Genomic DNA, 26,873 nt, shown 5'->3' on the forward strand with positions numbered 1-26,873 from the left:
CTAGGAGCGTGATGAAAAATGACAAACGAATTGCATGTGCTAGAAAAAGAAGAGGTAGAAAGTGATGATTTTATACAGCAACCACAAGCCGCTGAGACATTGTTCGTAAATGAGTTTATTGATGGTATTTTAGATCCATCACAAAAGATGTTAGGACCGGTTAAGGATGGTGGAACGATTATTGCCAATACAACACCTGGCTGTTGGGGACCCATGCTTACACCCACTATTCGTGGAGGACATGAAGTAACGAAGCCTGTGTTTGTAGAAGGGGCAGAGGTGGGTGATGCTATTGTTATAAAAATTAAATCGATTCAGGTCACATCGCTTGCAACTTCGTCTGGTCATGATGAGGCAATTGTAGATCGATTCATTGGCGATCCGTTTGTTTCTGTAAAATGTCCAGGCTGTGGCAAACTTCACCCAAGCACAGTTGTCAAAGGAATAGGTCCACATGCAATTCGATGTTCGACATGTGATACAGAAACGGCACCTTTTAAAATGACAAATGGCTATACGATGGCACTAGATCATAAAGGGCAAATGGGTGTGACTGTTGGACGAGAAGGTGCTAGACGAATTGCACTTGATGCCAGAAATTACATGAGAACACCTGAAAATTCTGTACAAAATCCTGTTGTTGCATTAGCTCCCAGCGACTTAGTAGGTGTAATAGCAAGAATGCGTCCATTTTTAGGTCAGCTTGGTACAACCCCTTCGAAAGCGATGCCAGATTCTCATAATGCTGGAGATTTTGGTTCATTCTTAATTGGAGCACCACATGAATATGCCTTTACCCAAGATGAATTGGATTTACATCGTACCGATGGACATATGGATATTAGCCGAGTGCGAGAAGGAGCGACTATAATTTGTCCAGTCAAGGTACCAGGCGGTGGTGTATATATTGGAGACATGCATGCCATGCAAGGGGATGGCGAGATTGCTGGTCATACAACCGATGTAGCGGGTATTGTCCAGCTTCAAGTGAAAGTCTTGAAAAAAGTAGCATTGGAAGGCCCAATTTTACTACCAAATGTAGAAGATTTACCTTATACAGCAAAGCCCTTTACAAAGGAAGAAAAACGTCGTGCACGTGAGCTAGCGGAGGAATTCGGTGTTAAACAGGTAGAGGATGCATTTCCAGTGTCGGTGGTTGGTTCTGGTAAAACGTTAAATGAGGCGACCGATAACGCGATAAGTCGAGCTGCGAAGCTATTTGAGATGAGCGAGCCAGAGGTATTAAATAGAGCAACAATCACAGGCTCCATTGAAATCGGACGCCATCCAGGGGTTGTCACAGCCACTTTCCAAGTACCTAAAACAATATTGAAAAAGGTAAGAATATATAAAACTGTGAAAAGGCAATATGACTAATAGATGATTTCTTGCAAAAGCAAACTTTTAAAAGTTTGCTTTTTTGTATGAGTTATAAGTTGAAAAAGTAAATGTTTGTCTGAAATTTGAAGTTTGGATTGAAATCTATTGTCGTGTTGATATAATAGTTAAAGTTTAACAATGATTAACATGTTCGTATTTAAATAGATGAGTATTGAAGAGAAAAGTTGGTGTCCAATGACAGAAATCCTAGGTGTGGAAAATAAGATAGAGAAAAAGAATAGCATTAAACCCTTTATATTAAAAATGAGAGGAGGAGGTCATGCGCCTTCTCGAACAAATTTCGCTGATGCCTTTACTGGAGCAATGGGTGGATTAATATGCATTTTTGTGTTGCTATGGTTAACCAACTTTACTGATTCACCTTGGCTAATGGCATCATTAGGTGGTAGCTGCGTGCTTGTATTTGTCGTCTGGAATGCACCTTTGTCTCAGCCTCGAAATATAATCGGAGGTCATTTTATTTCCGCCTTTATTGGCTTGGCCATGTATTCCTTATTAGGTTCCAATATATTGTCGATTAGTCTAGGTGTTGGATTAACCATATTTTTTATGGCCTTTTTAGGTGTCATTCATCCGCCAGCAGGCGCCAATCCTATAATTATTATTTTAGGAGGTTACGGTTGGAGTTACTTACTCACACCGGTGTTAATTGGAGCAGTCATCATTGTGTTTTTCGGGTTGTTGATAAATAATTTACGAGAAAAAAGAAAATATCCGATGTTTTGGTAATGAAGTTATCCATCTATGAAGTGTGTTCACTTAATAGATGGTTTTTTTATTTGTTAACGTTTTCGCTATGCATACCAAAATTTCTTTAGCATATGTTAGTTAAGATTTGTTATATTGAAGAAAGAGTGTAAAAAACATGTATTTGAATGATAGGGGAAGATCGTTGTTGGTAGAATTTGATGGGAGGATCCAATTGTATGCTGTTGGACTGTGATGAGCAATTATTCATGGCGTATAAACAAAGAAGTGAAAAGGGTGCTGAAAATATACTAGCAACATGGCTGGAGGCAGAGTCCAATCTGCAAGAAGATCCAAAAATACTTGGTATTTCGCTTTCACCCAATCTATTTTTAGTAGACGAAGAAACGGCTAAGAATATTGCTTTTTCCACAGCACGTAAATACTGGGGTCATGTATCAACAGAAATGCAAATGTATTTTGACAAATATGGTTTAGATTCAAAATTCGTGAATGAGCGGCTTAGTGCTTTTTTCTATACGCAAAAAGGCAAAGATACTTTTTTTGAGCAGCTTTTTGCACAACATACAATAGACCTAGAACGATTAATTTGGTTAGTTTTTGGGAAACGAATGCAAATAGCTATGCCAGTTAATGAGCTACAATCAATTATTTTATATAAATTTCAAGATGAATATTTAGTGCATATGATGTATAAAGAGCATGCATCTTTTTGGCATTGGCTTTTCACAAAAAAAGTTTATTCACTTCTTATCCACAGACCTTTAGAGCAATTCACATTTCTTTATGAAATAATGGGACATTTCGAGCAATCTGTGAGAGAAAATTGTGAACATGTGGATAACTTTGTGAATAACTATAAATCAATACTGGATAAGTGTATAACTCATGTGGATAAGCATAATGCTAGCTGTTTGGCAAAGAAACAGTTACGTCTTTACCAAATTGTTACTCATTATTGCTTATCAGAAGGTGATTTTAATAGTGTTAAAGCGTTTATTACCTCATTCGAAGCGGAATGGCGCTATTCAATGTATGCACTATCAGAGAAGGAAAAAGTATTAATTGCCTATATTTTATTTCATATAGCCAATAAAGAACAGCAGAGTGAAGAAGTTATACATTATGGTGAATATTTATTAGAAGATGAACGAATAAATAATTACGCTATTGAAATATTACTTGAGTATAAAGAGCTATTACCAAATCGTAAACCAACACCACCTGCCATTATTAAAAATTATCAGCTAAATTATTTAGAAAATTTATATGCTATTCTACTTGAGCATTATGTAAAAATGGCACGTTATGAGGATGGCTTACTTTTATTAAAGGAGCATGTCCTAGCATCTAATAAAAAAATTAATACCTCATTAGTACAAAAAAACTTTAGTAGTGAACAGCTTATTGCGATTGAGGCGTATGTTCAACAGGATATAGCACTACATGTGAATAACTCTCTCCAACATATTGGTTTGTCTGTGGAAGAGTGGCGACGCAATTATCGTCAACCAGATGCACCATACTATGTTGTAGCACAAAGTGCCTCTCTGCATATGTTAAATATTTTAAGAGTATTGTTTGTAACCGAGCAGTTCGAGCTTTTTGAAAAATTAATGGAAATCTATAAAAAATATCTGCTAATTGATGATCACTTTGAAAGCCTTCGTATGTTTATTAGTGCGTATGTATAAAAAAGGTGTCTAATACGTCACAGTATTAGACACCTTTCATAGTGTTGAAAAACAAAACCATCAATAGAATTTTTGTGAAAGGTGAAAATGGTTCCCGTTGCAGGCTACTTGCTTTCCTGTGGGCGAGCGCCGAATCGCTTCCTCCGCTACCGCTCCGTGCAGGGTTTCGCCTGTCTCGCTATCCCACGGGAGTCAAGTAGCCCTCCACTCCAACCCATAAATATTTAATTTTTTAGCAAAGATTTTCAAATAAAATGAAGATGTTCACTACTCTTTATGGAGGAGTGTTGTCACGCATCACTTCTCCACATTGAAAATAAAGGGCCTATCCCCCTAAGAATACAGTTATTGGGCTATTTGATTGCTATGCTAGTATGAAAAAAGTAAAGACACTTTGCAGAATGGTTGATTGGAGTGGAGCCAGCGTCACTCCTAGGGGATTTAGTGTCACAGATGTGACCCTGGAGCGAACGCTAGTGAGTGAAGTGGCTCATCGGACGCCCCCTGGAAAGGACGCTGGCGGAACGGAAATCAACCCCTCGCCTTGCTAAAAGATCTTTTTCTGCTAGTGACATGATCTTTTTCAACAACATGAAAAGTGTCTAATACGTCACAGTATTAGACACCTTTTTTTTACTCTAAAACGCCTTTTTCTTTCAAAGCATCGATTTGTTCAGCATCAAAGCCCAGAGATAGTAAAACTTCCTCATTATGCTCGCCTAACTTAGCACCAACATGCTTGTATTCAGGCTGTGCACCATCAAATTTAAACGGAGAGGCAATTTGTTTTTGCATAGTCCCATCGCTTTTGGGAATAGTCACAATCATCTCCCGTGCTTTTAGCTGCGGATGTTCACATGCTTCAGGAAATGTTAGAACTGGCTCAACACAACCTTCAAAATCCTCATTAAATACTTCAAGCCATTCCTCATATGTCTTGGACAAAAAGGCATCGTGAACAGCTTCTTTAAAACGAATTTGCGTATAGTAGGAATCATTGAAGGTATTATCGATCAACTCAGGAATATCGAGTGCTTCACAGAGCAATTTGCGAAATTGAGGCTCTAAACTACCGACAGAGAAAAATCGTCCATCCTTTGTTTTGTAAAAATCATAGTAACTGCCTCCGTTTAAAATTTCTTGCTCTGGCTGTGGAACACGCCCACCTCCAATAAAGGCAGCACCATACATAGCATTAAGTGAAAAGACAGCATCTGTCATACTTATATCGATGAATTGTCCTTCCCCTGTTTTTTCACGATGAAGAGCAGCAGCCAGCACGCCAATTGCGGCATGCATTGTTCCCCCAGCTATATCAGCTAGTTGAACTCCCATCGAAACAGGCTTTTTATCTTTATGGCGCGAATAGTCGAGTACGCCTGCTAAGGATAGATAGTTATTATCGTGTCCAGGTCGATTACTATAAGGCCCTGTTTGTCCATAGCCAGTAATCGCACAATAAATAACCTTAGGATTTATTTCTTTAAGAGCTTCATAGCCAATGCCAAGTCGCTGCATCACTCCAGGTCGAAACCCCTCGATAATAACGTCATATTCCTGTACAAGTGATTTAACAATGTCGATAGCTTCTGGTGATTTTAAATTTAACGTAATTGATTTTTTTGATCGATTTAAATGTTGATGGATATATGCCTCATGATCATCATCATAGGGAGGCATAATTCGTGTTAAATCAACACGCTTTGAAGATTCAACATGGATGACATCTGCTCCTAAATCAGCAAATATCATTGTGGCCATTGGTCCTGGTAGTAATGCAGAAAAATCGAGAATTTTTAACCCCTTTAAAATGCCCAAATCTTCCAACCCCTTTTTGTGTAGGCTACACAACCATCTGTATGGTGATGGCAGAGTAGCGCTTTTCTCATAATCCCCATTGTGTGAAAAGCGTATTTTATATACTGTATTATTACAGTTTATTGTATTTTAATGAGTATTATAACAGATTGAATCTTAACTTGCCTACGCTAATTTTTATTATAAAATAAACGCTTCAACTTTTATATGTCAGAATAACAATAAAAGTAAAAAAATTTAGAATTTAGATTTTCTATCAAATTTCAGATAATTAGCGTCAGCTGTTGGAATATTTAATCTAAGTAACTAAAATGTTGGAATTTTGTTTACTAGATTCTATATGATATGACCTCTTTTATTGATACAATCCTAGAGGTGTGTCGGATTCTTCTTACACAATTATGAAATGATACTTTTACCTATAGGAGTCTTTGCTTATAATAAGCACTAATTGTTTAAAGAATCTTTCAAAATATACATATTAAAACAACGTAAATAGGAGGGAAGAAATGAAATCACATCAGTTGAAATTAAAGCATCTTATAATGGGCGTAGCGATGGCCGCATTCTTTTTCACAAGCATTGGTAGTGTTTGGGGCGGCTATAGGATGAACGTTGATTCTATTAAGGAAAATACGCTAGAAACGAATAGAGTTTATGCTCAAAAATTGGCATCAACTGCTGATTCCTATCTACATGAAGCTTTTCAAATCTTAGGATATAGTGCGAATCAGGTCAACACAAAAATGGATGATGAACAAGCATTGAATCAGGAAACGGAGCGTTTGAGATTGCAAAATCAAATGTTCAATTCGGTGGTCATAACAAATGCAAAGGGACTTGTTTTGTCTGTCTCCCCACCATCTATAGAAATTAAAGGAGAGGTTTTAACATCTATTGGTGCTAAAGAGGCATTAGCCAAAAAGACACCACTCATCTCTAAACCCTATGAGGCGATGACAGGACGGCTCATCATTTTTATATCGCATCCTATTTTCTCAGAGTCCAATGAGTATCTGGGAATGATTGCTGGCACTATTTATTTAAAGGAACCTAATGCCTTTAAAACCTTATTGGGAGAGCATTATAGTAAGGATGGTTCTTACGTATATGTAGTTGATTCTGATGGACGAGTTATCTATCATCAAGATCCAAGCCGTATTAATGATGTTGTAACGAAAAATAAAGTCGTTCAAGCTGTTATATCTGGCAAGGATGGTGCCCAACTAGTTGAGAACACAAAAGGGGTAAAAATGCTTGCTGGCTATAGTGCAGTGGCAACGACAGGGTGGGGAGTTGTTGCGCAGAAACCATTAGACGTAGCATTAGCACCTTCATTTGATCGTGTACAGGAAGTCATTATAAAATCTGTACCCCTTATGGTTGTTTCGATTATTATCGTACTTTGGGCTGCAGCACGCATTGCTAATCCCTTACAGCAACTAGCATCTTTGACAGAGGAAAGTCTAGATAAGAAAAATGTAGAAGGTTTAAAATCTGTTAGTGGATGGTACTTTGAAGCGTATTCTTTGAAGAATGCATTGGTTCGAAGTTTATCGTTTTTACATGGACAGGTCTCTTTTTTCAAGGATCAATCTACAGTTGATCCACTGACGGGTATTACGAACAGACGAACAATGGATTCAATGCTTGCTGAGTGGTTAACAAATAAGGTACCGCATGCCATTATTTTGCTAGATTTAGATCACTTCAAAAGTGTGAATGATACATATGGTCATGCAATTGGCGATAAAGTTTTACAATTTTTAGCTAGACATATGGAATCTGTAGCCCGTAAAGGAGATATATGCTGCCGATACGGGGGCGAGGAATTTGTCATGCTTTTGCCGAATACAACAGCAGAGGAAGCAGTACGAGTGGCTGAACAACTACGAGGAATTTTGGCCGATACAGTCAGCCCATGTGGTAGACCAGTAACATTATCTGCAGGAATAGCGGTCTATCCCGCAATGGCAGATACAACGGAGGCGCTAATTGAAGCGGCTGATAATGCACTTTACCTTGCCAAACAAGAGGGACGCAACCAAGTAAAAGTGGCAGTCTCAAAAACGAATTAAAAAAATATAACAAAAGAGCTTACAACTCAAATTTTTGGGGTAATGATTAATGCAAACATCATTTGGGCAAGCTATGTGTAAGTCATCCGCCATATGACTTTTAAACCATGTTCAAATGATATGTAACTCGGGCCACATCTCTTGATCGACTTGACAAGACGTAAGGTTATCCCCCTTTCCCTTATGACACCCCAAGTATGACTGGATGTATGCCTATATATCGTCAAAAGCCAAGCGAGCACCGATGCTCCTTGGCTTTTTTTGTTGAGTGCTTGAGTGAAGTTCATTTGATATTTGGTGGGGAATACAAATAGGGTAGAATCCTTATGAAATGATTAGGAATAATTAGGTTGTTCTAATGAGGAGTGTGGGAGTGATCACAAAAGTGAGGAATCCGCTCAAAGAGGGTGAGGAGGTGATCACAAAAGAGTGGAATCCGCTCATAAGGAGTAAGGAAGTGATCACAAAAGAGTTGCTCCCGCTCATAAGGAGTAAGGAAGTGATCGAAAAAGAGTTGTTCCCGCTCATAAGGAGTAAGGAAGTGATCGAAAAAGAGTTGCCCCCGCTCATAAGGAGTAAGGAAGTGATCACAAAAGAGTTGCCCCCGCTCATAAGGAGTAAGGAAGTGATCGAAAAAGAGTTGCTCCCGCTCATAAGGAGTAAAGAAGTGATCGAAAAAGAGCTGCCGCCGCTCATAAGAAGTCTGAAAGTGATCGAAAAAGAGCTGCTCCTGCTCATAAGAAGTGTAAAAGTAATCCCTAGAAATCAATCCTACCTGGTTACTAAGGGGAATTGAAACTATTTTTCGACAAAGAGAGTAGTATAGTCTGAATTTATTATACGTATTAAGAATTTTACCTCACTATTTTAAACTTATCTATGAAGGTTCACTAGTCTATGGTCGATATAAAGGGTATGAGGAAAATGATATTTGAACGTATCAAAATACATAAGCGAAAGGAAGAGTGGAATGGATAAATCTAAAATCCAAAGAGTAAATAAGGCCTTGATTGCAACAGTATTTGCTTCAAGTGGAATTGCTGTTGTAGTACCTCCACCGAAAGCGGCAGCGGCTACTTCTCCCTTTACGGATATTAACCAATACACAGATCATTATAACGATATTCTAAAATTATATTCTCAAGGGGTAATTAAAGGGTTTGCCGATAATACATTTCGCCCGGATGTAAATGTAACACGAGGACAGGCTGCGAAAATGCTGGCAACTGTTTTAAAATTGGATACGAAAAATGTCCAAGATCCTTACTATAAAGATGTACCTAAGGGTAGCGAATATTATAAATATGTCGCTGCGTTGCAAAATGCGGGTATCATGTCAGGTTATTCAAACGGTACATTTATGCCAAATGAAGTCATTACTCGAGGTGAACTAGCCAAAATAGTAGTGGTCGGATTCCATCTAGAAGTATCTCAAAATTATAATAATGTTTTTAAGGATGTAAATAGCCAAACAAGCAATGCTATCTATATTCAAACAGTTATTGATTTAAATATTACAGAAGGTACAACACCTGTTACTTTCTCTCCATTTGCTCCAGTAACTCGTGGACAGTTTGCTTCATTTGTTGTCGGTTCACAAGAGAAGAAGGGCAATGAAACATCTTTCAAAATTACAGGTGTTGAAGACGATAAAGTTTATGTAAACGGTGAATCTTACACAATTCCAGAAAGCCTTTCTCATATTTTTAACGACTATAATGCACCTGTCTTAAAAGGCGCCTACATTGAGGGTGATCTTTCAGGGAAAGTAATTCGATCCATTTCAAAACTAACGCTCAATGCAAGTGGAACAAGTTCTCGTTCACTTGATTTCGATGGTAATTACGGATCTTTTGGTGCAACGATTGTTGTAAATGGTAACTATATTGAATTCTCTAATATGACATTGACAGGGGCAATGTTTGTCAATGAAACAGTTCGCCCACCTTTGCATATAGGGGCTGCAAACCATCAACCATTAGCTCTTGGGCGTGTAGCAAGTAACAATATCTCATTTATCAATTGGTCGAATCCAGATAACAATAAAGGAGAAGATTCGTCAAATAACAATTCGAACGATCTTCAAAATTGGACAAAACCAAATAATGATAATGACAAGCCGTTCGTCAACTGGTCTAAAGAAAAAGAGGAAATGAAAAATGTTGAAAAGTATCTAGAATTCTATAACAGCAGTGTTTCTCGACTAGTAGTATCTCAAACAGGTACAAAAATTGAAACAAATACAAAACTACCACGTGTAGACATCATTGGAAATGTGCGAGAGTTTGAAATTCAAGGCAATATTGGTACGTTAAATTTAAATACTGAAACAAAACTCACAATTTATGGTTCAGGAAATATTGATTGGATTAATTACAATAGCTACACAGATCTTGAGCTGTATATTGATGGGCGAATTGGGACATTATTTGTTGATAATTCATATGGCAAGATTGATATTGGAGATTATACGTATATTGATAAAGTTATTTTACCTAAGGACGTGTCACCAAATGATATCTTTGATGATTTCCTAGATGATAAAGATAATGTTGGGGAAATTACTGATCCAGATGGCAAACCAATCGATAAAGACGATAATGAGAACCAGAATCCTGATGATAAAACAAAACCTCTCATTAGTATTACGGAGCTCAAAATACTAAATGGTAGTGAGATACAAGCAGATTTCACATCAGATGAAGTCGGTACTTACTACTATATTGTGCGTGAAAAGGATGCAGAGGCACCAAATAAAAGTGAAATGGTCAACCGTCTTTCCAACAAGAACGTAGCACATGGAACTGGTGCAGCCATTAAAGATAAGAATACTATTAAGGTTTCCAATTTAGGTGAGAAAAAAGAGTATGTTATCTACATTATGGTAGTAGATGGATCGAAAAATGCATCAGATATTGCATCACAGTCCTTCCAAATGAAAGATGCATCACCACCAGCAGTAAAATCTTTACAAGTTACACCTTTACATGGTGGAACAAGAGCTGAATTCAAGTTTACTGCAAGTGAACCTGGAGACTATTACTATTATTTACGCCCAAAAACTACAGCACCTGACCCAACAACAGCAGATATCGTTGCTAATCCAACTGGTAAAGGGAAAGCAAAGGCTGGTGCACTAGGCATAACAGAAATTCTAACAGGCTTACAGGCTGAAACAGGCTATCAGCTTTATGTAGTGATGAAAGATGAGTCTGGCAACTTTTCAGTAGACCCTGCTGTAGCAAAGGATTTTACAACGAAAGAACTTGATAGTATTCATCCGTATGTCGAAAATAAAATTTTAGAACGAAAAGGGCTTAATCAAGTATATGTTTACTTCAACGAAAGGTTAGATAAAGAAACCGCGCAGGATGTTAAAAACTATGAATTATCCGGTACAGGGATAATTAACGTTACAGGGCAAAAAGTAATTAGTCCCGAAGAGGCTATTTATGAAGAATATGGTTCTGGCAAATCAAGAGTATTATTAAAAGTTCCTTCATTAAGCGGGTTTATTAATCATGATACTTTAACTGTAACAGTATTACCTGGAGTTAAAGATTTGGCATTTAATGATTTTGAAAATATAAGTACGGTTCCTTCTGGAGCTATTCCGAATAATTATGCAGAATATATGCACTCAGATATAGATACTCCAAAATTAAAAATTGAAAAGGTAATGAAAAATGCTGAAAAAACTAAGATTGAAGTAGAATTTTCAACAGATAAAGCGGGAACTTTCTACTATATGATTATGCCTCAAAATACAGATATGGATGCTCTAAATATAGACTCCCGTGATTTTATAGATGAGTTCACATCAAAACCAAGTGGCAAATTTGACAATAGTAGTGGTGCGAAAATTTATTTATTCAAGGAAGGTGAAAAGATAGCCAATAGAGGCAACACTAAATTTGATATTGTATTATCAGATTTGGCAGTTGATCCATTTACAAGTTATTCTGTATATATGGTAGTAAAGGATCGTTCCGGAAATTTATCTATCATTGAAGATGCCCTAATTGCTGATGATAGTAAGCCTCCACTAATTGGAGATATTCAAGTAACACCAAAAGGGGAGAAACCGGGGAAACCAGGAGAAGAGACTGCTGATATCACACTTAACTCTGATGAAAAAGGTTTTATATATTATGCTGCATTACCAAAATATAAGAAAAATCCAGTTAGCGGTGTGCTTGAGCTGAATCCAGATATATATGATAATAGTGGCAATTTAAAACCATTACCTGGAACAACTGATTCATCTAAAGATAGTGCTACAAGGAAAGCTGCCTTCTTAAGTGCTGCAACAGGCTATAAGCGTGCGTCATTAGATGCGGGTAATAATAAACTTTCAATTGATGGATTAATACCACATGAAGAATATGTATTATACATTGGAGTTGAAGACACACCTGGGAACTTCACAGTGCAACAAAGGGTAGGTACTACGCAAGAATATGGTGATGTTATGATGAAACCATTCTATGCGGACGGGACAGCACCAAAGATTGATCCGATTATCAAGAAAATTACAGATAAAGAATTCGATATTATTCCTAGAAATGATTCATCTACATTAACTTATAAAGAAGATCAAACATTCGTTATTACATTTTCTGAGGCAATTTCTTTATCAAGTGATACTGACTTGATTCCTGTAAAGGAAAATACTACAGCTACTATTAAGAAGTTAAAAGATGAGTTAGAGAGCTCTAGTTCGATTGGTTCAGGTGCAATTGATAAAATAGAGTGGGAAAAAACTTTAAATACGGCAGAACCACGCAGGTTAATTATTACATTTAATAAGAAAATTTCATCAAACTTTATGATTGATATGAATGCGACGACTCTGAAAGATATTAAGGATTTAGGGAAGCTATCTTTTGTTTCTGATAAATCTGTTGCTAAGTACGAACACCCTGCAGACTTTGAAAATAATACAATTCTAAAAGCAGAGCTTATTGGACCAAGTGGTGCAACTTCATCCCATGATTTGAAAGTAAGTATTGAAATTAACACAGAATTAAACCGAAAACAAAAATACTATTATGTAGTTACAAACAGTAATACAAAAATATTAACAGCTAAAGATATTATTGATACAGTGGATCATAAACAACTAACTCCTGGGGTAGTTGCATCTGATAAAGATGATGTACCTGTCAATACAAATAATGGAACAACAGGAGCAGCACCTTCAATTCTCTTAAAAGTGAGTACAAGTGAATTTAGGGAAGGACAAAAAGTTTACCTATTAACTATTGATCAATATGGTAATATTGTTATGGCTGTAAGTAATGATTTAAAACCTTATGTAACGATCACAAAAGCACCATAAAATTATAAAAAACCAAGTGGTTTTCCCCACTTGGTTTTTTAAGCTTTACATAATTACCGTAATTTTATAAAAAGTATCCAAATGCTGTTAATCTAAATAGTATTGCCTCCTTTCTATCGAAAATAGTATTCCTCATAACTAAAGGCTACCATTCCTTTTTTATTTAATTGATAATAGTTGTCATTTATAATATAAATACATAAAACCACTCCACCCAAAAAGGAGGCCAATCCTCATGAACATAGAAGACCACCTTTTACTTTGGAATCACGCTTCTATCAAGGTATTAGATGTACGTCATAGGATACTCAGTATAGGGGAAACATTGCAGCCATATAAATTACCAGCAAGTGTTTTTCTCATAGTCACTCGGGGAGATGCGAAAATGCATCTGGATCAAACCAATTATCATGTGCATGAGTTTCAAATTATACATAGTGGCAAAGGGATGGCTTTAGAAATTAATCAAATAAATAATGAACTAGAGTGCTATTTTATCTTTTATAAAGGTTCCGTACCTTATCCTGTTGGTCAAAGGATTCTTCAGTTGTTCGAAAAAAGAGATACATTTCAAGTGCAGTATAGCTTGACACCTAGGTATCCGATAGCTATTTATGAAAAAGTGCAGCTTATGCATGAAAGCTGGCAACAATCAAAGTGGCTGGAACGTTTGCAAGTTAAAACATTATTTTATCAGATTGTATTAAGTATATATCAGCAGTTAAGTAGCCAAGAGAGCTATGTAAAACAAACAGGTTTGGTAAGTCAAATAAAGGCGTATGTGGAAGAACATTATGCAGATTCGATAAAGCTGGAGCCTCTTGCAGAACGTTTAAATTATAGTGTGTCACATATATCTGCCGTATTTAAGAGAGAGACAAACCATAGCTTAGTTGAATATGTTATGCAATTAAGAATGAAAAAGGCTGTAACGCTATTAAAATCAACAAATGTACCTTTAAAAGAGATTGCGGCAAGTGTTGGCTATACAGATGTTCATTATTTTAATCGCCTTTTTAAAAGACATCTAGGGATATCACCAGGGAAATATAGAAAACTGGTATTGGATCGAGGCATGCTAGAAGATGCTCCACAAAACATCATGGAATCCTCCATTGATGAAAAAACACTCCAACGATATATTGATAGTGATAATCATTATCGATGCAAAGAAGGAGGAAAATTTCAGATGGCTCGAAAAAATAAGTCGAATTTTGCAGCTACACTATTGCTGTGTTTGACGCTATTATTAGGTGCTTGCGCAAGTGGTGCCAATACAAATTCAGGCTCACAATCTCAAGCACAAAGTGAAACAAGTGGAGCAACACAGGTGGAAACCATTACATACCAAGCTGCGAGTGGAGAAGTAGAGATTCCAAAAAATCCGAAACGTATTGTAGTTGTAGCAGACAGCTATGCGGGATATTTATTGGCATTAGGTATTAAACCTATTGGCATGTCTGATTTTGCGTTAAGCCATCCTTATTTTGAGGGTAAAACAGATGGTATTGAAAGTATTGGTGACAACAAATCTGTTGAAAAAATCTTGGAATTGAAACCAGATTTAATTATTGCCTTCGATGGCATGGAAGGCTTTGAAAACTTTGAAAAGATTGCGCCAACCGTTGGCATTAAGTATGGCGACATGAGTTATCGCGAACAATTAGTGGAGTTCGGTAAGATGCTTAATAAAGAAAAAGAAGCCGCTCAATGGATTAGCAATTGGGATGAGAAAATTGCCAAGTACAAGCCAATTGTTCAAGAAGTTGTAGGGAAACAGACGGTCTCTATCATGGGTGGTACTGATAAAGAGGTTTACATATATGGTGATCATTACTCTAGAGGTGGAGAAATTATTTATGGGGAATTCCAATTAGATGCGCCCGATTTAGTTCAAAAGGAGGCGCTTGATTCAAAAGAATGGGGCGTTTCATTTTCTATTGAACGATTGCCAGATTATGCAGGAGATTTTATTTTTGTAGAAGACACAGCGCTTGAATTTCTGAAGGAAAGCACATTATGGAATGAGTTGCCTGCAGTGAATAATAACATGGTTACGATATTGGATAGTAATGCTTCCTACTTTAATGACCCTGTTTCATTAGAGAAGCAGCTTGATTTAGTAGTGGAAGCCTTTAGTAATATGCAAAAAAATAAATAACATGAATAAATCATAAGCCAAACTACCATCAATCGTAGTTTGGCTTTTATTTGAGAATCATTTTCAATTATAATGATAGTAGTAAGAAGATAGATAGGAGGAGTTAGGTGCATTATGAATGTTGATGACCATATATACCTGTGGGATCATGCTGCTATCAAAGTGCTGGATGTTAGGCATCAAGTTTTGAGAATGGATGAAACGTTACAGCCTTATAAAATGCCTTCCAATGGTTTTATTTTTGTGTCTCGTGGAAGGGCGCAGGTTCAGCTCAATCAAATTGAGTATATTATTCAGCAGTTTCAAGTCATACATGGTAGTAAAGGAACGATCTTAGATATTTTTCTAACAGAGGATGAGCTGGAGTATTATTTGATTTTTTATAAAGTGACCATGCCTATTCCTACGAGCCAAAAAATAGTGAAACTCATGGATAGGAGTAATCCATTTCTGTTGCAATATAGCTATATACCAAATTACCCTATTTTTATTTATCACAAAGTTAAATTGATGGAGCAGGAATGGAGGAAGGCTGGTGGAATAAATCGCTTTTATGTGAAATCATTATTCTACCAATTTGTTCATAATTTATTACAGCAGCTTCATAGCCAGGGGATAGATCTGATTAAACCAGACCTTGTGAGACAGGTAATGATGTATATACAAGAGAATTATGCACAGAATTTGACACTAGAATCTATTGCGACTCATTTGAATTATAGTGTTCCTCATCTATCTTCCATCTTTAAAAAGAAAACGGGTTATAGTGTAATTGACTATGTAATTCAAACGCGCCTCGATATAGCAGCTAATTTATTAGTAGAGACAGATGCTACATTGAAAGAAATTGCTGAAAATGTAGGCTATAGGGACCCTTATTATTTAAGTCGCCTTTTTAAAAAGTATAAGGGTGTATCGCCATTACGCTTTAGAAAACAAGAAAGAAAAGATGCTATACATCGTCCTCAAAATATCATTGAATCGTCCATTGTGTGGCGGCAAATATGGCGATATATTGATAGTGATAATCATTATCAATATAAAGGAGAGGAAGATATACATATGTATAGAGGTTCAAGAACTTCATTCACTGCAATAGCGCTACTTTGTATAACATTGCTGTTGGGCGCGTGTGCGGGAGGGACTACCAGTTCAAACAATGAAGCAACAGGACAGAATCAGCCTGTTGCAGAAAGCCAGTCTGCCAACTCATCTGAGACAAGAGTTTATAAGGATAGTCAAGGAGCAGAGGTAGAAATTCCTACAAATCCAGAACGAATTGTACTTCAGGGCAATTCGATCGGTGATTTACTTGCATTAGGCATAGAGCCTGTTGGGGTAGATCGTCGTTTTATCGAGAGCGGTGTTTTAGAAGATAACGGGAAAGTAAGTTCAACAGATATCGGCTTTCCAACAAACCTAGAGAAGGTTCTGACATTAAAGCCAGATTTGATTATGCTGTCATATGTTATGGATAATGAGGTCGAAGAAGCTTCTAAAATTGCACCAACTATTGTTTTTGATGGTATGCAGCCATTAAAGGATCGATTCCCAGTCGTTGCTGATATTGTTGGTAAAAAGGAAGAAGGAGAGCAGCTACTGAAGAAATATAATGAAGATGCCGATGCCATGTGGGAGCAGCTTCGTGCAGAGGGTAAGGTAGCTGAAGGTGAAACGGCAGTAGTACTCCAATTTTTTTGGAATAAAAAGATGTTCGTGATGAAAACAGGTGGGGTAGCAGGTTTACTGTATCAAGCTAAAGGATATAGTATGGATGAAAAGGTGCAAGCACTACAGCCAAATAGTGGACCATATATTGAAATTACTAAAGAGACGCTACATGAGACACTTATGGGTGATCAATTATTTGTATTAATTTCTGCGGATAAAGAGGCCCAAAAGGCATTTGAGGAATTAAAACAAGAACCATTGTGGAACTCCCTACCTGCTGTGAAGAACAATAAAGTGCATTTCATAGAGGATAAATGGAATTATGATGATATGACAACGAGTAACATGTTGCTAGAGGAATTTCCAAATATGCTAACAAAATAAGTAGATAGGAAAGGCTAGGTTAGACCTTAGTTTTTCCTGCAAACAGTAAAGTTACAACAAAGCCCAAGTGGATATGTCTACTTGGGCTTTTCAGCTAGGGAGAAAACTACTAAATTACAATTTGCTATATCTTTTTTATGAAAGAGTAATATCTTATGAATTCTATTATTTTACAATAAATCCTTATTTTAATAAAATGTAATTATAAACCATTTTTATTGGAAATCAGTAAAATTGTTGCGTGTAATTGATAAGATGCGTTAGAAGGAGGAGAAGAAATGAGTAATATTTTAACATTGTCGAATATCACAAAGAGTTATCGAAATAATAAAGTAATTAATAATGTTTCTTTCTCAGTTCCAAAAGGTGAAGTAATAGGTTTAGTTGGACCAAATGGTGCAGGAAAGACAACCCTTATGCGAATAATTATGGGATTAATAACGAAGTTTGAGGGGGAGGTTCGGTTTGATATTGAAAAGCAACCTTTACAACATATAAAACGTATTGGAGGACTGATTGAATACCCTAGTTTTTATCCCCATATGAGTGGAATGGATAACCTTATTTATTTTGCAGAGATTTCAGGGGGATATGATAGAGATAATGTTTCATCTGTAATCCATTTATTGGGGATTGAAGGTTTTGTTCATAAGAAGGTAAAAAGGTATTCTTTAGGAATGAAACAGAGGTTAGGAATTGCACAGGCATTAGTTAATAATCCTAAATTATTGATTTTAGATGAACCCACAAATGGATTAGATCCAGAAGGAGTTGCTGAAATAAGAGAAATATTGGGGAAAGTTTCAAAAGAGAGAGGGATATCAATTCTTATATCCAGCCATATTTTATCAGAAATTGAAGCTGTTTGTGATAAAGTTTTGTTTTTGAAGAAGGGAACAGTAGTAGATTATATTGATTTAAAAACAGAAAAACAGACTGATAGAGAGCTACATGAATTTATCATAGAAACTAAAAAAATAGAAATGGTAAAAAACTATTTAAATGATATACAAAACATACCTTTTATAGAAATAGATCAAGATAAAGTAAAATTTCAATATCTTTATAAAGATTCTGATTCTCTTATAGTAGATTTAGTAAAAAATAAAATTAGTATAAATGCTATTTATCCACTTCGCAAAGATTTAGAAAAGAGATTTTTTGAGTTAATGGGAGGAAATAAGATTGAATAGCACTATAAGAATATCAATATTAGAGGTTAAACAATTATTCAAAAGATATGGCATTTGGTCAAGTTTATTTATTGCAGTTTTGTACACTATTACAATTTATCTAAAAAGGCCCATGTACCCATCCCCTTCGGATTTGGATACATATTACAATTACTTTGGTGATATTTCGTACTATATTATTCTCATTATGCCTTCTTTTATTATGTCAAGAGAGTTTTCATTAAAAACTTCTAGAATTATATTCACAGGATCTTTATCACGTATAAATATAGTTCTATCAAAATTACTTTCATTGATTTTAATTGGATGTATTGTAGGAACTATTCATCGATTACTAGCCAATTTATTGTGGGTATTGGAACATAATAAATTTACTCTGAATAATCTTACACACGATATTTTCACTAATCTAACAAATTATTTACTTATTTCCTTTTTTGTTTCAAGTTTATCTTTCATCATTGGGTTTATTACGTTCAGTCAAATTGCAACAATAGTTTCCATTATTTCTATGTTTTCATTTGAGAGTATGATTAGAGGTATTATTTTAATAAAATTAGACTCTACAACAAAATTAGCTCTTTGGATTAAAGAGAATCCACTGGCTTTGGTTTATAAGGGAATGCAATATAATAATTTATCAATATCAAATAATATTTGTTTAGCATTAACAGGCTTAGTATTATTTTTAATATCTTTAATAATTATTAATAAAAGAGAAATATAGGAGATTGATAATATGACTGGTATGTTTTCTATAAGCCGAATGGAAATTAAGAAAATATTTGATACATCAACATGCGTTTTTTTAATAATATTATTTATTGCTACAATTATTGATAATGTTCTTTATTATCAGATGAATTTAAGTAAAAGCGTAGAGTTAAGCGGAAATATTGGTATTTCCTTATTTATTATACAAATTTACTTTATTTACTTAGGCAGTAATATGATAGGATCCGAGTTTAGTTTTGGAACTTCGAAAATGGTATTTAGTAGTATGTACAGTAGAAGTCAAATAATTCATATTAAAAGTGTTTCATTTTTATTTTATACTTCTCTATATGGCATTTTTAATATATTAATTGGATTAACTGTTCAACTTATCATAGGTAAACATTTCTCTAGTATGGAGATCCTAAGTACACTATTCTCAGTTTGGATTGTATATATAGTTTATTTCTCTTCTATCTTATCAGTAGGTATATTTACAATTTCTATTACGTTTAATCGCGTTTACTCATTAATAATTGGATATGTTCTATATATTTTTTTATATAACATTGGTATACAAATTGTAGAAAGAGATGACAGTTGGATGAAGACGATTATGGAGAATACACCATTTTACATTGCTTCTGATGGTTTTTCTACTCTATACTACAATATTAATAATATTATTTACTTAAGCTTCTTTTCAGTAGTAACCTATATAATAGGTCTCTATATAATCAAAAAAAGGGATTTGAAATAAATAAACTCTATATATTTTGTTTCGATTCTTGGAATAATCGCAGTTTATCAGGGAAATATATTTTAAATGTAGTGCCAGTATCTTCTTGAGAATCTACACTTATGCGTAACCCTAATTTTTTGCACAAGGTTTCACAAAGGTACAAACCCATACCAGTAGATTTAACATAGTTTCTACCATTGGTTCCTGTGAACCCACGTTTAAAAATTCTCTCAATATCAGATGAAGCTATACCAATACCGTTGTCTGATATTAACAATAAAGTACCGTTTTCTACTTTTTTAGCAATAAAGGATAATTTAAGCGGATTATGACGATATTTGATAGCATTATCTATTAATTGCTTTAAAATAAAAATAATCCATTTTGAATCAGATGTGACTTTCAAATCAAGGTTATCCTTATATATACTACCATTGGCACGAATAATACTTAGAGATAATGATTTAATGGCTAAATTTACAGCCTTATCAAGTGTAAATGTTTCTATTCTATAATCTTGATTTAAAGTACTACTTCTTGCATAGTATAGAGCTTGTTCAACATAACCTTCTATTTTTAATAGTTCTTCTTGAATAAGGATATTTTCAGGTGTCTTATGGTTACTTATAATTAACTTTAGTGCAGTGATTGGTGTTTTTATTTCATGCACCCAAAGTTCAATGTAGTCGGTATAATTACGTTGTGAGTTTTTCAAAGAGAAAATACAATCATTCATGTATTTTGTTGCTTCATTTAAGATGTTGTAGAAGAATTTCCCTGAAAAAAAAGGGGGTTCCTCTACAATATCTGCAATATATGTTTTTTCTTTGATTTGTTTTGAAATATTTTTTATTTCATCGTAATAGTTCCTTAATTGATAATATTTAAATAAAATTGGTGTGAAAAAGAAAAATAGAAGAATCAAATCTATTACTATTACTAAACTTCCATTTTCATTATACAAGTAGAGGACACTAGAGATAATTAGCAATGATAGTAAATGAAAAAGTATTGCTAACTGTTTTTCCTTAAAAAATTCAATTAAACTCATAACTGATAACCCTGTCCTCTCTTCGTTAATAAATATTTTTTTAAACCGATTGATTCCAATTTGCGCCTTAACCTTGATATATTAACATTTAAGGTATTTTCATCAACAAAATCTCCGTTTTGCCAAAGCTCATTCATTATTTCATCTCTAGAAACTACGTTTCCTTTATTCATCATCAATAATCTAAGAATACATAATTCATTCTTTGTAAGTTCTATTTCTTTATTATTATAAATAGCTTTGCTCTTTAATATTTCCAGTGTTAAATCTTTATAAGAAAGAATAGCACTTTTGGAAATTTCGTAAGTTCTTTTTAAAACGGATTGAATATGAGCTAAAAGGATTTGTGAATCATATGGTTTTGTAATAAAGTCATCTGCTCCTATTTGAAGACTTAATAGTTCGTCAAAGGAAGTGTCACGGCTAGTTACTATAATAATGGGCACAGAAGACAATTTCCGAATTTCACGACACACTTGAAAACCGTCTTGAAAAGGAAGGTTAAGATCTAAAATAATTAAATGCGGCATGCTTTGTAGAGCATCTTCTACAATTTTTGTGAAATCATCGCCACTTATGCATTCATACCCATATCTCTCTAGAAAATCAAAAAGTTCCTTTCTGATAATTGGATCATCTTCGATAATGAATATTTTCATTTTTAATTTCCCCTTAATTGAACCAATGAATGTCTTTATTTCCATTATTTATATCTTTTAATTATATTATAGTGCATAGTAAGTAAACTTACAAAACGGTAATATTATGATACAATAATCGATTTTTTGTTAATTCATTGAATGGTAATATTATGGTAGCAAAAGGATAAGTCATCCATAAAAGGGGTGGAATTGGGAAGTGAATACAATATTAAAAGTTGAAAATATTGAAAAGGTGTATGGTAATAAGGGTAATGTAACCCATGCATTAAAAAACATTTCATTTGAAGTGCAAAAAGGCGATTTTATAGCAATTATGGGACCAAGTGGAAGTGGTAAATCGACTTTACTTAATTGTATTTCAACCATTGATACTGCTACGGCTGGTCATGTATTTATAGATGGCGAAGATGTCACAAAATTAAAGGGCCATAAATTATCAAAATTTAGAAGTGAGAAGTTAGGTTTTATTTTTCAAGAATATAATTTACTAGATACACTAACTGCTTTTGAAAATGTTTCTTTGGCATTATCTATAATTAATTATCCAGTGAATGAAATTGAACATGAAGTCGATAGAGTTGCCGCTGCTTTGGATATAAAGGAAGTATTGTACAAATACCCATATCAAATGTCAGGAGGACAACAGCAGAGAATTGCGGCAGCGAGAGCAATTGTTACAAGGCCTACATTATTATTAGCCGATGAGCCAACAGGGGCTCTTGATAGTAAATCTGCTAAAATGTTGCTGAAAAATTTAGAAATATTAAATCAGCAACAAGATGCCACAACTTTGATGGTTACTCATGATCCTTATAATGCAAGTTTTTGCAGAAGGATTATTTTTCTAAAGGATGGAGAAATTTTTAATGAACTAATACGAGGAAAAGATGATCGTAAAACTTTCTTTAATCGAATAATGGAGGTTGTTGCACTACTAGGAGGAAATATCAATGATGAGTTTTAAATTGATATATAAAAATGTAGGCAGAAGTATTAAAGATTATGCTATCTATTTTCTAACTCTTGTTTTAGGTGTTAGCCTATTTTATGCATTTAATTCAGTATCATCTCAACCAGCTTTAAATGATTTAAATTATTCTATGGAGATTTTTGGGGATGCATTAGTTACGTATATTGGACTATTAACAAGGTTTATTGCAATTGTTTTTGCTTTTCTTATCATATATGCCAATCAATTTATAATGAAGCGAAGAAAAAAAGAAATGGGTATTTATATGACATTAGGGATGAGTAAATGGCGGATATCCTTTATTTTTGTAGGTGAGACTTTTTTGGTAGGGTTATTTGCTTTAATTATAGGCCTTGGGCTAGGATTTTTAATGTCACAAGTAATCTCGATATTAGCTTTAAAAATGTTTGTAGGTGATGCAGTAGGATATAAATTGTTGTTATCAAAAGAAGCTATAAAAGAAACTATTATAAGTTTTTCTATTATTTATATTATAGTAGCACTTTTTAATGCTCGTAATATTATGAATATTAAACTTATCGATTTATTAATTGCGAATCGTAAAAATCAAGAGTTAAAGGTCTATAACAAATGGGCGACAAGTAGCCTTTTTTTAGTAGCAATTACTTTAATAACTACTGGAATACTATTGTTGATGAAATTCGGACTTGATAAGAATTATTTAACTGTGATAGTCTCGCTTCTTGGTTTTGGTATTATTTTGTTTTATTATACAATTTCCGGTGTGATGGTGTTCTTGGCTAAAAGAAACAAAAAGCTGTATTTTAAAGAACTAAATTCATTTTTGTTTCGACAATTCGGAAGTAAAATGCAAATTAATTTTCTAGTAATAAGTATCTTAAGTGCATTACTGATAGCTTCACTAGTAGTTCTAGGTACAGGATTTAGTGTTACAAGTTCTATGAATAAACAAGTTACCACGGCAACTCCATTTGACTTAACAATTGTAAAACCCTATGAGGATAACAAAAATCTTTTAGAAACAGCAAAACAAGATGGCATTCCACTCAAAGAAAATCTTAAAAGTTATGTAGAGATAATGTTGTTTAATGCAGATTTAACTTATGGAGAATTGTTTAAAGAGCAACAAGTAGAACTATCTGATTTAGAACAAGAGATACTTATGTCACAAGTTACTTTAATAACTGAAACAGATTACAATAAAATATTGGAACTATCTGGAGAAGAAGGAATTCGGTTGGGAGAAAATAAATTCATTATTAATGCAAACTATGAACCCTTTAATAAACATATTCAAAATTTCTTAAATAAAGAGGGGAAAATAAGAATTGGTGACAAGGAGCTTACTCCTGCAAACAAAAAAATATTTGGTAACATTACTTACTTAACAAATTCAACCAGGGCAAATGATGTAGGAACAGTGGTTGTTCCAGACAATATGAGAAATTATATGAATCCTGATAGTTTCTTATTGAATGGTGTTTTTCCCTCTCAAGAAATTGAGGGCACGGTCTATAAAATAATGAATAATAAATGGGTTGAAAAATCTCTTGATGGAGAGATTTATTATGTAACTAAGAGTGTGATACAAGACACTTACTTTGGCGTATTTGGAGTAATAGCTTTTATTAGCAGTTACTTAGGAATAATTTTAATGATTGTCACGTTATCAATACTAGCATTACAGCAATTAACAGAAACCCAGGATAACAAAGAAAGATACCTGACATTATCGAAAATTGGTGCAGATAAAAAAATGATTAATAGGTTGTTATTTAGACAAATTGGATTTTATTTTATTTCACCTTTAATTTTAGCTAGTTTCATATCAATCTTTACTACTAAGGTTGTATTAGAAAAATTAGAACCATTTTTTGAAGTTTCTATCAAACAGAATATGTATTTAAGCTTTGGTATTATTTTGTTGCTATATGTAATATATTTCATTGCAACTTATCAGAGTGCAAAACAAGTAATTTTAGACAATAGACTTAAATAAAAGGAGTAGGTAATATGACTGAATTTCTAATGGGTTTTGGATTATCGGAGGGAATAATTGAAACTATTAAATGGTGGATCCCATATTTAAGTTTTATAATGATCATAATCATCGTAACCATTTTATTTAAGGTTATCCGTAAAAAGAAAATAAAGAATGCAAAAAATTAATAAGCCATTTAGTTTAAAAAAGCATTATTCTTGGTTAAATGATCTTAGAACTAACTTTCGTTTTTAAATGACTGGTTCCTCACAATTTTTCTTATAAATGCACGGTACAATTGACAATTGAAGCAGTTAAAAATAATAGAGTATTCAACTTAAACCCAGAACGTTTCTGGCCCTATGATCCAATTGCTGTAGAATCACAGGTTGAGGAAATCGCTAGCATGCTCAAGGATCGTTTAGAGAAAGAGAAGTAAATAGTATAAAAATGCCCAAGTGGAATGATTACCACTTGGGCTTTCTGCTAGGAATCTAAAAAACGGGGAAGGCGACTAAGCATACAAGGTAGGACGCTCACATGGTCCTCCTCATCAAACTTCACATAATTAGTATGAATGTTTTGGTTGCTTAAACGTTTCATTCGTTCAGCCGCTTGATCAGCTCCTTCAAGCATATCTGGCAGCTCGTTAGCACCGATTGTAAGTAGGAGATTAATAGTATGCTGACTTTTCCAAGCTTCAGCAAATCGATCTATTTCTTTTAGTACGGCATTGTTAGCCCACCAAACAGAGGGACTTCCGACTACTACATGACTAAATAAATGGGGTCTAGCACATAGAGCATATAGTGTGAAAAGACCACCTAAGGAATGACCAACAATCGCTTGTTTCTTTTTATTGATTGGCCATTCCTTTGCGACAGCAGGCATGAGCTCATCTTCAATAAAGTCTAGAAACTCATTGGCTTTCCCGTTTGGAGGCCAAGGCGTTCCATCTGGACGTGGTGGCAGATGTTCTTCACTAACAGGTAGTGTAAAATCGTGACAGCGTCGCTCCATATCAAAAGGTTCCTTTGAGGGATAGCCGATGCCAATAACAAGAATGGGATCATAGCCTTTTGGTTTACGTGTTTGTAATTTCACTGCCTCTGCAAGCGTTGGAAAAAGGGCATCCCCATCTAAGGCGTAAATAACAGTATAACCATCTGCTGGTGGTTCATCTGTTGGGGCTGCAATTAAAATGCGATAGTCTAGCTGTTGACGAGACGTCATGGCATATTCAAAGTAGTTTTCGGATGTATATGGTTTCTTAGTCATTATTGTCATGGCGCTAGAAACTCCAATACATCCTCTATCACTTTACCTTGTGCATGAATACCACCATTTAGCCAATAATCCTCGGATGTTTCAAATACTTGATTGTTTTTGAATGCCGACGTACTTTGCCAAATTTGACTATTCTTCAACTCATTTAAAAATTCATCCCCTAGGCTACCATCATTAATTAAGAAAATATAATCTGCATCTAGTTCAGGTAGAATCTCCAATGATACCTCGAAGGCACCATTTTTCACGTAGCTGCTTTGTTCAAATCCTAATTCATGTGTTAAGACATACCCACTGAAATACTCATCCGTCATAAAAAACATACCCTTTGCATTAAAGCGAATTAACGCGACCTTTTTACCTTCTGTTATGGAAGCTAGCTTTGTTTTTGCTGCATCCACCTTTTCTTGATAACCCTGTAAAGCCTGCTCAGCTTTGTCTGTTTCATCAAGTAGTTGCCCTAAAACTTTAATAGAGCCTTGTAAATCACTTGCGGCATTATTGAAAACATAGGTTGGTGCGATTTTTGCGTATTTTTCATATGTGCCATTTTCCACATAAAATGAATTGTGCAAAATAATTAAGTCTGGTTTATCTGCCATAATTGCTTCGGCTGATGGGGGACCACTTGCAAAGCTAATTTCAGGTACACCCTGTAGCTGATCTTGTAAATAGAGCTGTGGTTTAACACCGTTGGACCATTGCATAGTAGGCTTGATACCAAGAGCTAATAACGAATCCTCCATGACAGGTGCAAAAATTTTAGTAGGCTTAGCTGGTAGTATTACCTCATTACCGACCTCATCTTTTAGTGTTAACGGATAAACACTTTGCTCCTTTGTACTTTCGGAGGTTGCCTGCGTTTCTACCTGTTCCTCTTTATTGCTTGATTGGGTATTGCAGGCCGTTAGTATGCCAATCGTTAGCAAAAACATAGCTAATAAATAGGCAGATTTTATAATTGTATGACATTGATTACGACAATTTTGTTTCATTGTTCATCAAAGTCTCCTTCCGGTGATAATCATTCTCAAA

At 34.7% G+C, this 26,873-nt stretch carries 18 protein-coding genes; 13 read left to right on the forward strand and 5 right to left on the reverse strand.

Annotated features, from left to right (window positions below; translation table 11 throughout):
• The first annotated feature begins 18 nt into the window (after positions 1–18).
• The 3 genes from MHB65_RS01025 to MHB65_RS01035 all read left to right on the forward strand — a co-directional run bounded on the left by MHB65_RS01025 (position 19) and on the right by MHB65_RS01035 (position 3,803).
• Positions 19–1,377: an acetamidase/formamidase family protein gene (locus MHB65_RS01025; RefSeq protein ID WP_342442200.1), complete on the forward strand. Its 1,359-nt coding sequence runs from the start codon at positions 19–21 to the stop codon at positions 1,375–1,377.
• Between the two features lie 198 nt (positions 1,378–1,575).
• Positions 1,576–2,130 (forward strand): HPP family protein, encoded by a 555-nt coding sequence (locus MHB65_RS01030; RefSeq protein ID WP_205446458.1) that lies wholly within the window; start codon positions 1,576–1,578, stop codon positions 2,128–2,130.
• 197 nt (positions 2,131–2,327) lie between these two features.
• Positions 2,328–3,803, forward strand: coding sequence for a hypothetical protein (locus tag MHB65_RS01035; protein WP_342442201.1), 1,476 nt, complete (start codon positions 2,328–2,330; stop codon positions 3,801–3,803).
• A gap of 633 nt (positions 3,804–4,436) precedes the next feature.
• Here the strand turns inward: MHB65_RS01035 and MHB65_RS01040 are convergent.
• Positions 4,437–5,621 carry a CaiB/BaiF CoA-transferase family protein gene (locus tag MHB65_RS01040; RefSeq protein WP_342442202.1) on the reverse strand — a complete coding sequence of 395 codons (1,185 nt, stop codon included), beginning with the start codon at positions 5,619–5,621 and terminating at the stop codon, positions 4,437–4,439.
• A 509-nt stretch (positions 5,622–6,130) separates the two neighbouring features.
• Here MHB65_RS01040 and MHB65_RS01045 point away from each other — a divergent pair.
• The 8 genes from MHB65_RS01045 to MHB65_RS01080 all read left to right on the forward strand — a co-directional run bounded on the left by MHB65_RS01045 (position 6,131) and on the right by MHB65_RS01080 (position 19,923).
• Positions 6,131–7,699: a sensor domain-containing diguanylate cyclase gene (locus MHB65_RS01045; RefSeq protein ID WP_342442203.1), complete on the forward strand. Its 1,569-nt coding sequence runs from the start codon at positions 6,131–6,133 to the stop codon at positions 7,697–7,699.
• Between the two features lie 373 nt (positions 7,700–8,072).
• Entirely contained in the window at positions 8,073–8,495 is a 423-nt protein-coding gene (locus tag MHB65_RS01050; protein WP_342442204.1) for a hypothetical protein, read from the forward strand.
• Between the two features lie 174 nt (positions 8,496–8,669).
• Complete coding sequence (locus MHB65_RS01055; RefSeq protein WP_342442205.1) at positions 8,670–13,040, forward strand: S-layer homology domain-containing protein; 4,371 nt, start codon at positions 8,670–8,672, stop codon at positions 13,038–13,040.
• Between the two features lie 235 nt (positions 13,041–13,275).
• The gene (locus MHB65_RS01060; RefSeq protein ID WP_342442206.1) at positions 13,276–15,201 is read left to right on the forward strand and encodes an AraC family transcriptional regulator; all 1,926 of its coding nucleotides are present in this window, start codon (positions 13,276–13,278) and stop codon (positions 15,199–15,201) included.
• 114 nt (positions 15,202–15,315) lie between these two features.
• Positions 15,316–17,256 carry an AraC family transcriptional regulator gene (locus MHB65_RS01065; protein WP_342442207.1) on the forward strand — a complete coding sequence of 647 codons (1,941 nt, stop codon included), beginning with the start codon at positions 15,316–15,318 and terminating at the stop codon, positions 17,254–17,256.
• Positions 17,257–17,534: 278 nt separating this feature from the next.
• Complete coding sequence (locus MHB65_RS01070; protein WP_342442208.1) at positions 17,535–18,449, forward strand: ABC transporter ATP-binding protein; 915 nt, start codon at positions 17,535–17,537, stop codon at positions 18,447–18,449.
• On the forward strand, positions 18,442–19,176 hold the full coding sequence (locus MHB65_RS01075) for a hypothetical protein (RefSeq protein WP_342442209.1): 735 nt from the start codon (positions 18,442–18,444) through the stop codon (positions 19,174–19,176). The genes MHB65_RS01070 and MHB65_RS01075 overlap by 8 nt, the downstream gene beginning before the upstream one ends.
• 12 nt (positions 19,177–19,188) lie before the next feature.
• The gene (locus MHB65_RS01080) at positions 19,189–19,923 is read left to right on the forward strand and encodes a hypothetical protein (protein ID WP_342442210.1); all 735 of its coding nucleotides are present in this window, start codon (positions 19,189–19,191) and stop codon (positions 19,921–19,923) included.
• 7 nt (positions 19,924–19,930) lie between these two features.
• Here the strand turns inward: MHB65_RS01080 and MHB65_RS01085 are convergent, their stop codons facing one another.
• Together MHB65_RS01085 and MHB65_RS01090 are read right to left on the reverse strand one after the other, a co-directional pair.
• The gene (locus tag MHB65_RS01085; RefSeq protein WP_342442211.1) at positions 19,931–20,956 is read right to left on the reverse strand and encodes a sensor histidine kinase; all 1,026 of its coding nucleotides are present in this window, start codon (positions 20,954–20,956) and stop codon (positions 19,931–19,933) included.
• Complete coding sequence (locus MHB65_RS01090) at positions 20,953–21,615, reverse strand: response regulator transcription factor (protein WP_342442212.1); 663 nt, start codon at positions 21,613–21,615, stop codon at positions 20,953–20,955. The genes MHB65_RS01085 and MHB65_RS01090 overlap by 4 nt, the downstream gene beginning before the upstream one ends.
• Before the next feature lie 199 nt (positions 21,616–21,814).
• Between MHB65_RS01090 and MHB65_RS01095 the strand changes: the two genes are divergently transcribed.
• Complete coding sequence (locus tag MHB65_RS01095) at positions 21,815–22,582, forward strand: ABC transporter ATP-binding protein (RefSeq protein ID WP_342442213.1); 768 nt, start codon at positions 21,815–21,817, stop codon at positions 22,580–22,582.
• Entirely contained in the window at positions 22,569–24,569 is a 2,001-nt protein-coding gene (locus MHB65_RS01100) for an ABC transporter permease (RefSeq protein ID WP_342442214.1), read from the forward strand. The genes MHB65_RS01095 and MHB65_RS01100 overlap by 14 nt, the downstream gene beginning before the upstream one ends.
• A 468-nt stretch (positions 24,570–25,037) precedes the next feature.
• Here the strand turns inward: MHB65_RS01100 and MHB65_RS01105 are convergent, their stop codons facing one another.
• Positions 25,038–25,838 (reverse strand): alpha/beta hydrolase-fold protein, encoded by an 801-nt coding sequence (locus MHB65_RS01105; RefSeq protein ID WP_342442215.1) that lies wholly within the window; start codon positions 25,836–25,838, stop codon positions 25,038–25,040.
• Entirely contained in the window at positions 25,835–26,833 is a 999-nt protein-coding gene (locus MHB65_RS01110) for an ABC transporter substrate-binding protein (protein ID WP_342442216.1), read from the reverse strand. Before MHB65_RS01110 ends, MHB65_RS01105 begins: the two co-directional genes overlap by 4 nt.
• Positions 26,834–26,873 lie beyond the last annotated feature (40 nt).

Origin of the sequence: Lysinibacillus sp. FSL K6-0075 (assembly GCF_038592945.1) — a bacterium.
In the GTDB taxonomy this organism is placed as follows: domain Bacteria; phylum Bacillota; class Bacilli; order Bacillales_A; family Planococcaceae; genus Lysinibacillus; species Lysinibacillus fusiformis_F.

What these genes read in the sequence shown, in the direction of transcription:
- MHB65_RS01025 (WP_342442200.1), top strand. Translation starts at nt 19, where the DNA reads ATGACAAACGAATTGCATGTGCTAGAAAAAGAAGAGGTAGAAAGTGAT.
- MHB65_RS01030 (WP_205446458.1), top strand. Translation starts at nt 1,576, where the DNA reads ATGACAGAAATCCTAGGTGTGGAAAATAAGATAGAGAAAAAGAATAGC.
- MHB65_RS01035 (WP_342442201.1), top strand. Translation starts at nt 2,328, where the DNA reads ATGCTGTTGGACTGTGATGAGCAATTATTCATGGCGTATAAACAAAGA.
- MHB65_RS01045 (WP_342442203.1), top strand. Translation starts at nt 6,131, where the DNA reads ATGAAATCACATCAGTTGAAATTAAAGCATCTTATAATGGGCGTAGCG.
- MHB65_RS01055 (WP_342442205.1), top strand. Translation starts at nt 8,670, where the DNA reads ATGGATAAATCTAAAATCCAAAGAGTAAATAAGGCCTTGATTGCAACA.
- MHB65_RS01060 (WP_342442206.1), top strand. Translation starts at nt 13,276, where the DNA reads ATGAACATAGAAGACCACCTTTTACTTTGGAATCACGCTTCTATCAAG.
- MHB65_RS01065 (WP_342442207.1), top strand. Translation starts at nt 15,316, where the DNA reads ATGAATGTTGATGACCATATATACCTGTGGGATCATGCTGCTATCAAA.
- MHB65_RS01070 (WP_342442208.1), top strand. Translation starts at nt 17,535, where the DNA reads ATGAGTAATATTTTAACATTGTCGAATATCACAAAGAGTTATCGAAAT.
- MHB65_RS01080 (WP_342442210.1), top strand. Translation starts at nt 19,189, where the DNA reads ATGACTGGTATGTTTTCTATAAGCCGAATGGAAATTAAGAAAATATTT.
- MHB65_RS01085 (WP_342442211.1), bottom strand. Translation starts at nt 20,956, where the DNA reads ATGAGTTTAATTGAATTTTTTAAGGAAAAACAGTTAGCAATACTTTTT.
- MHB65_RS01090 (WP_342442212.1), bottom strand. Translation starts at nt 21,615, where the DNA reads ATGAAAATATTCATTATCGAAGATGATCCAATTATCAGAAAGGAACTT.
- MHB65_RS01100 (WP_342442214.1), top strand. Translation starts at nt 22,569, where the DNA reads ATGATGAGTTTTAAATTGATATATAAAAATGTAGGCAGAAGTATTAAA.
- MHB65_RS01105 (WP_342442215.1), bottom strand. Translation starts at nt 25,838, where the DNA reads ATGACAATAATGACTAAGAAACCATATACATCCGAAAACTACTTTGAA.
- MHB65_RS01110 (WP_342442216.1), bottom strand. Translation starts at nt 26,833, where the DNA reads ATGAAACAAAATTGTCGTAATCAATGTCATACAATTATAAAATCTGCC.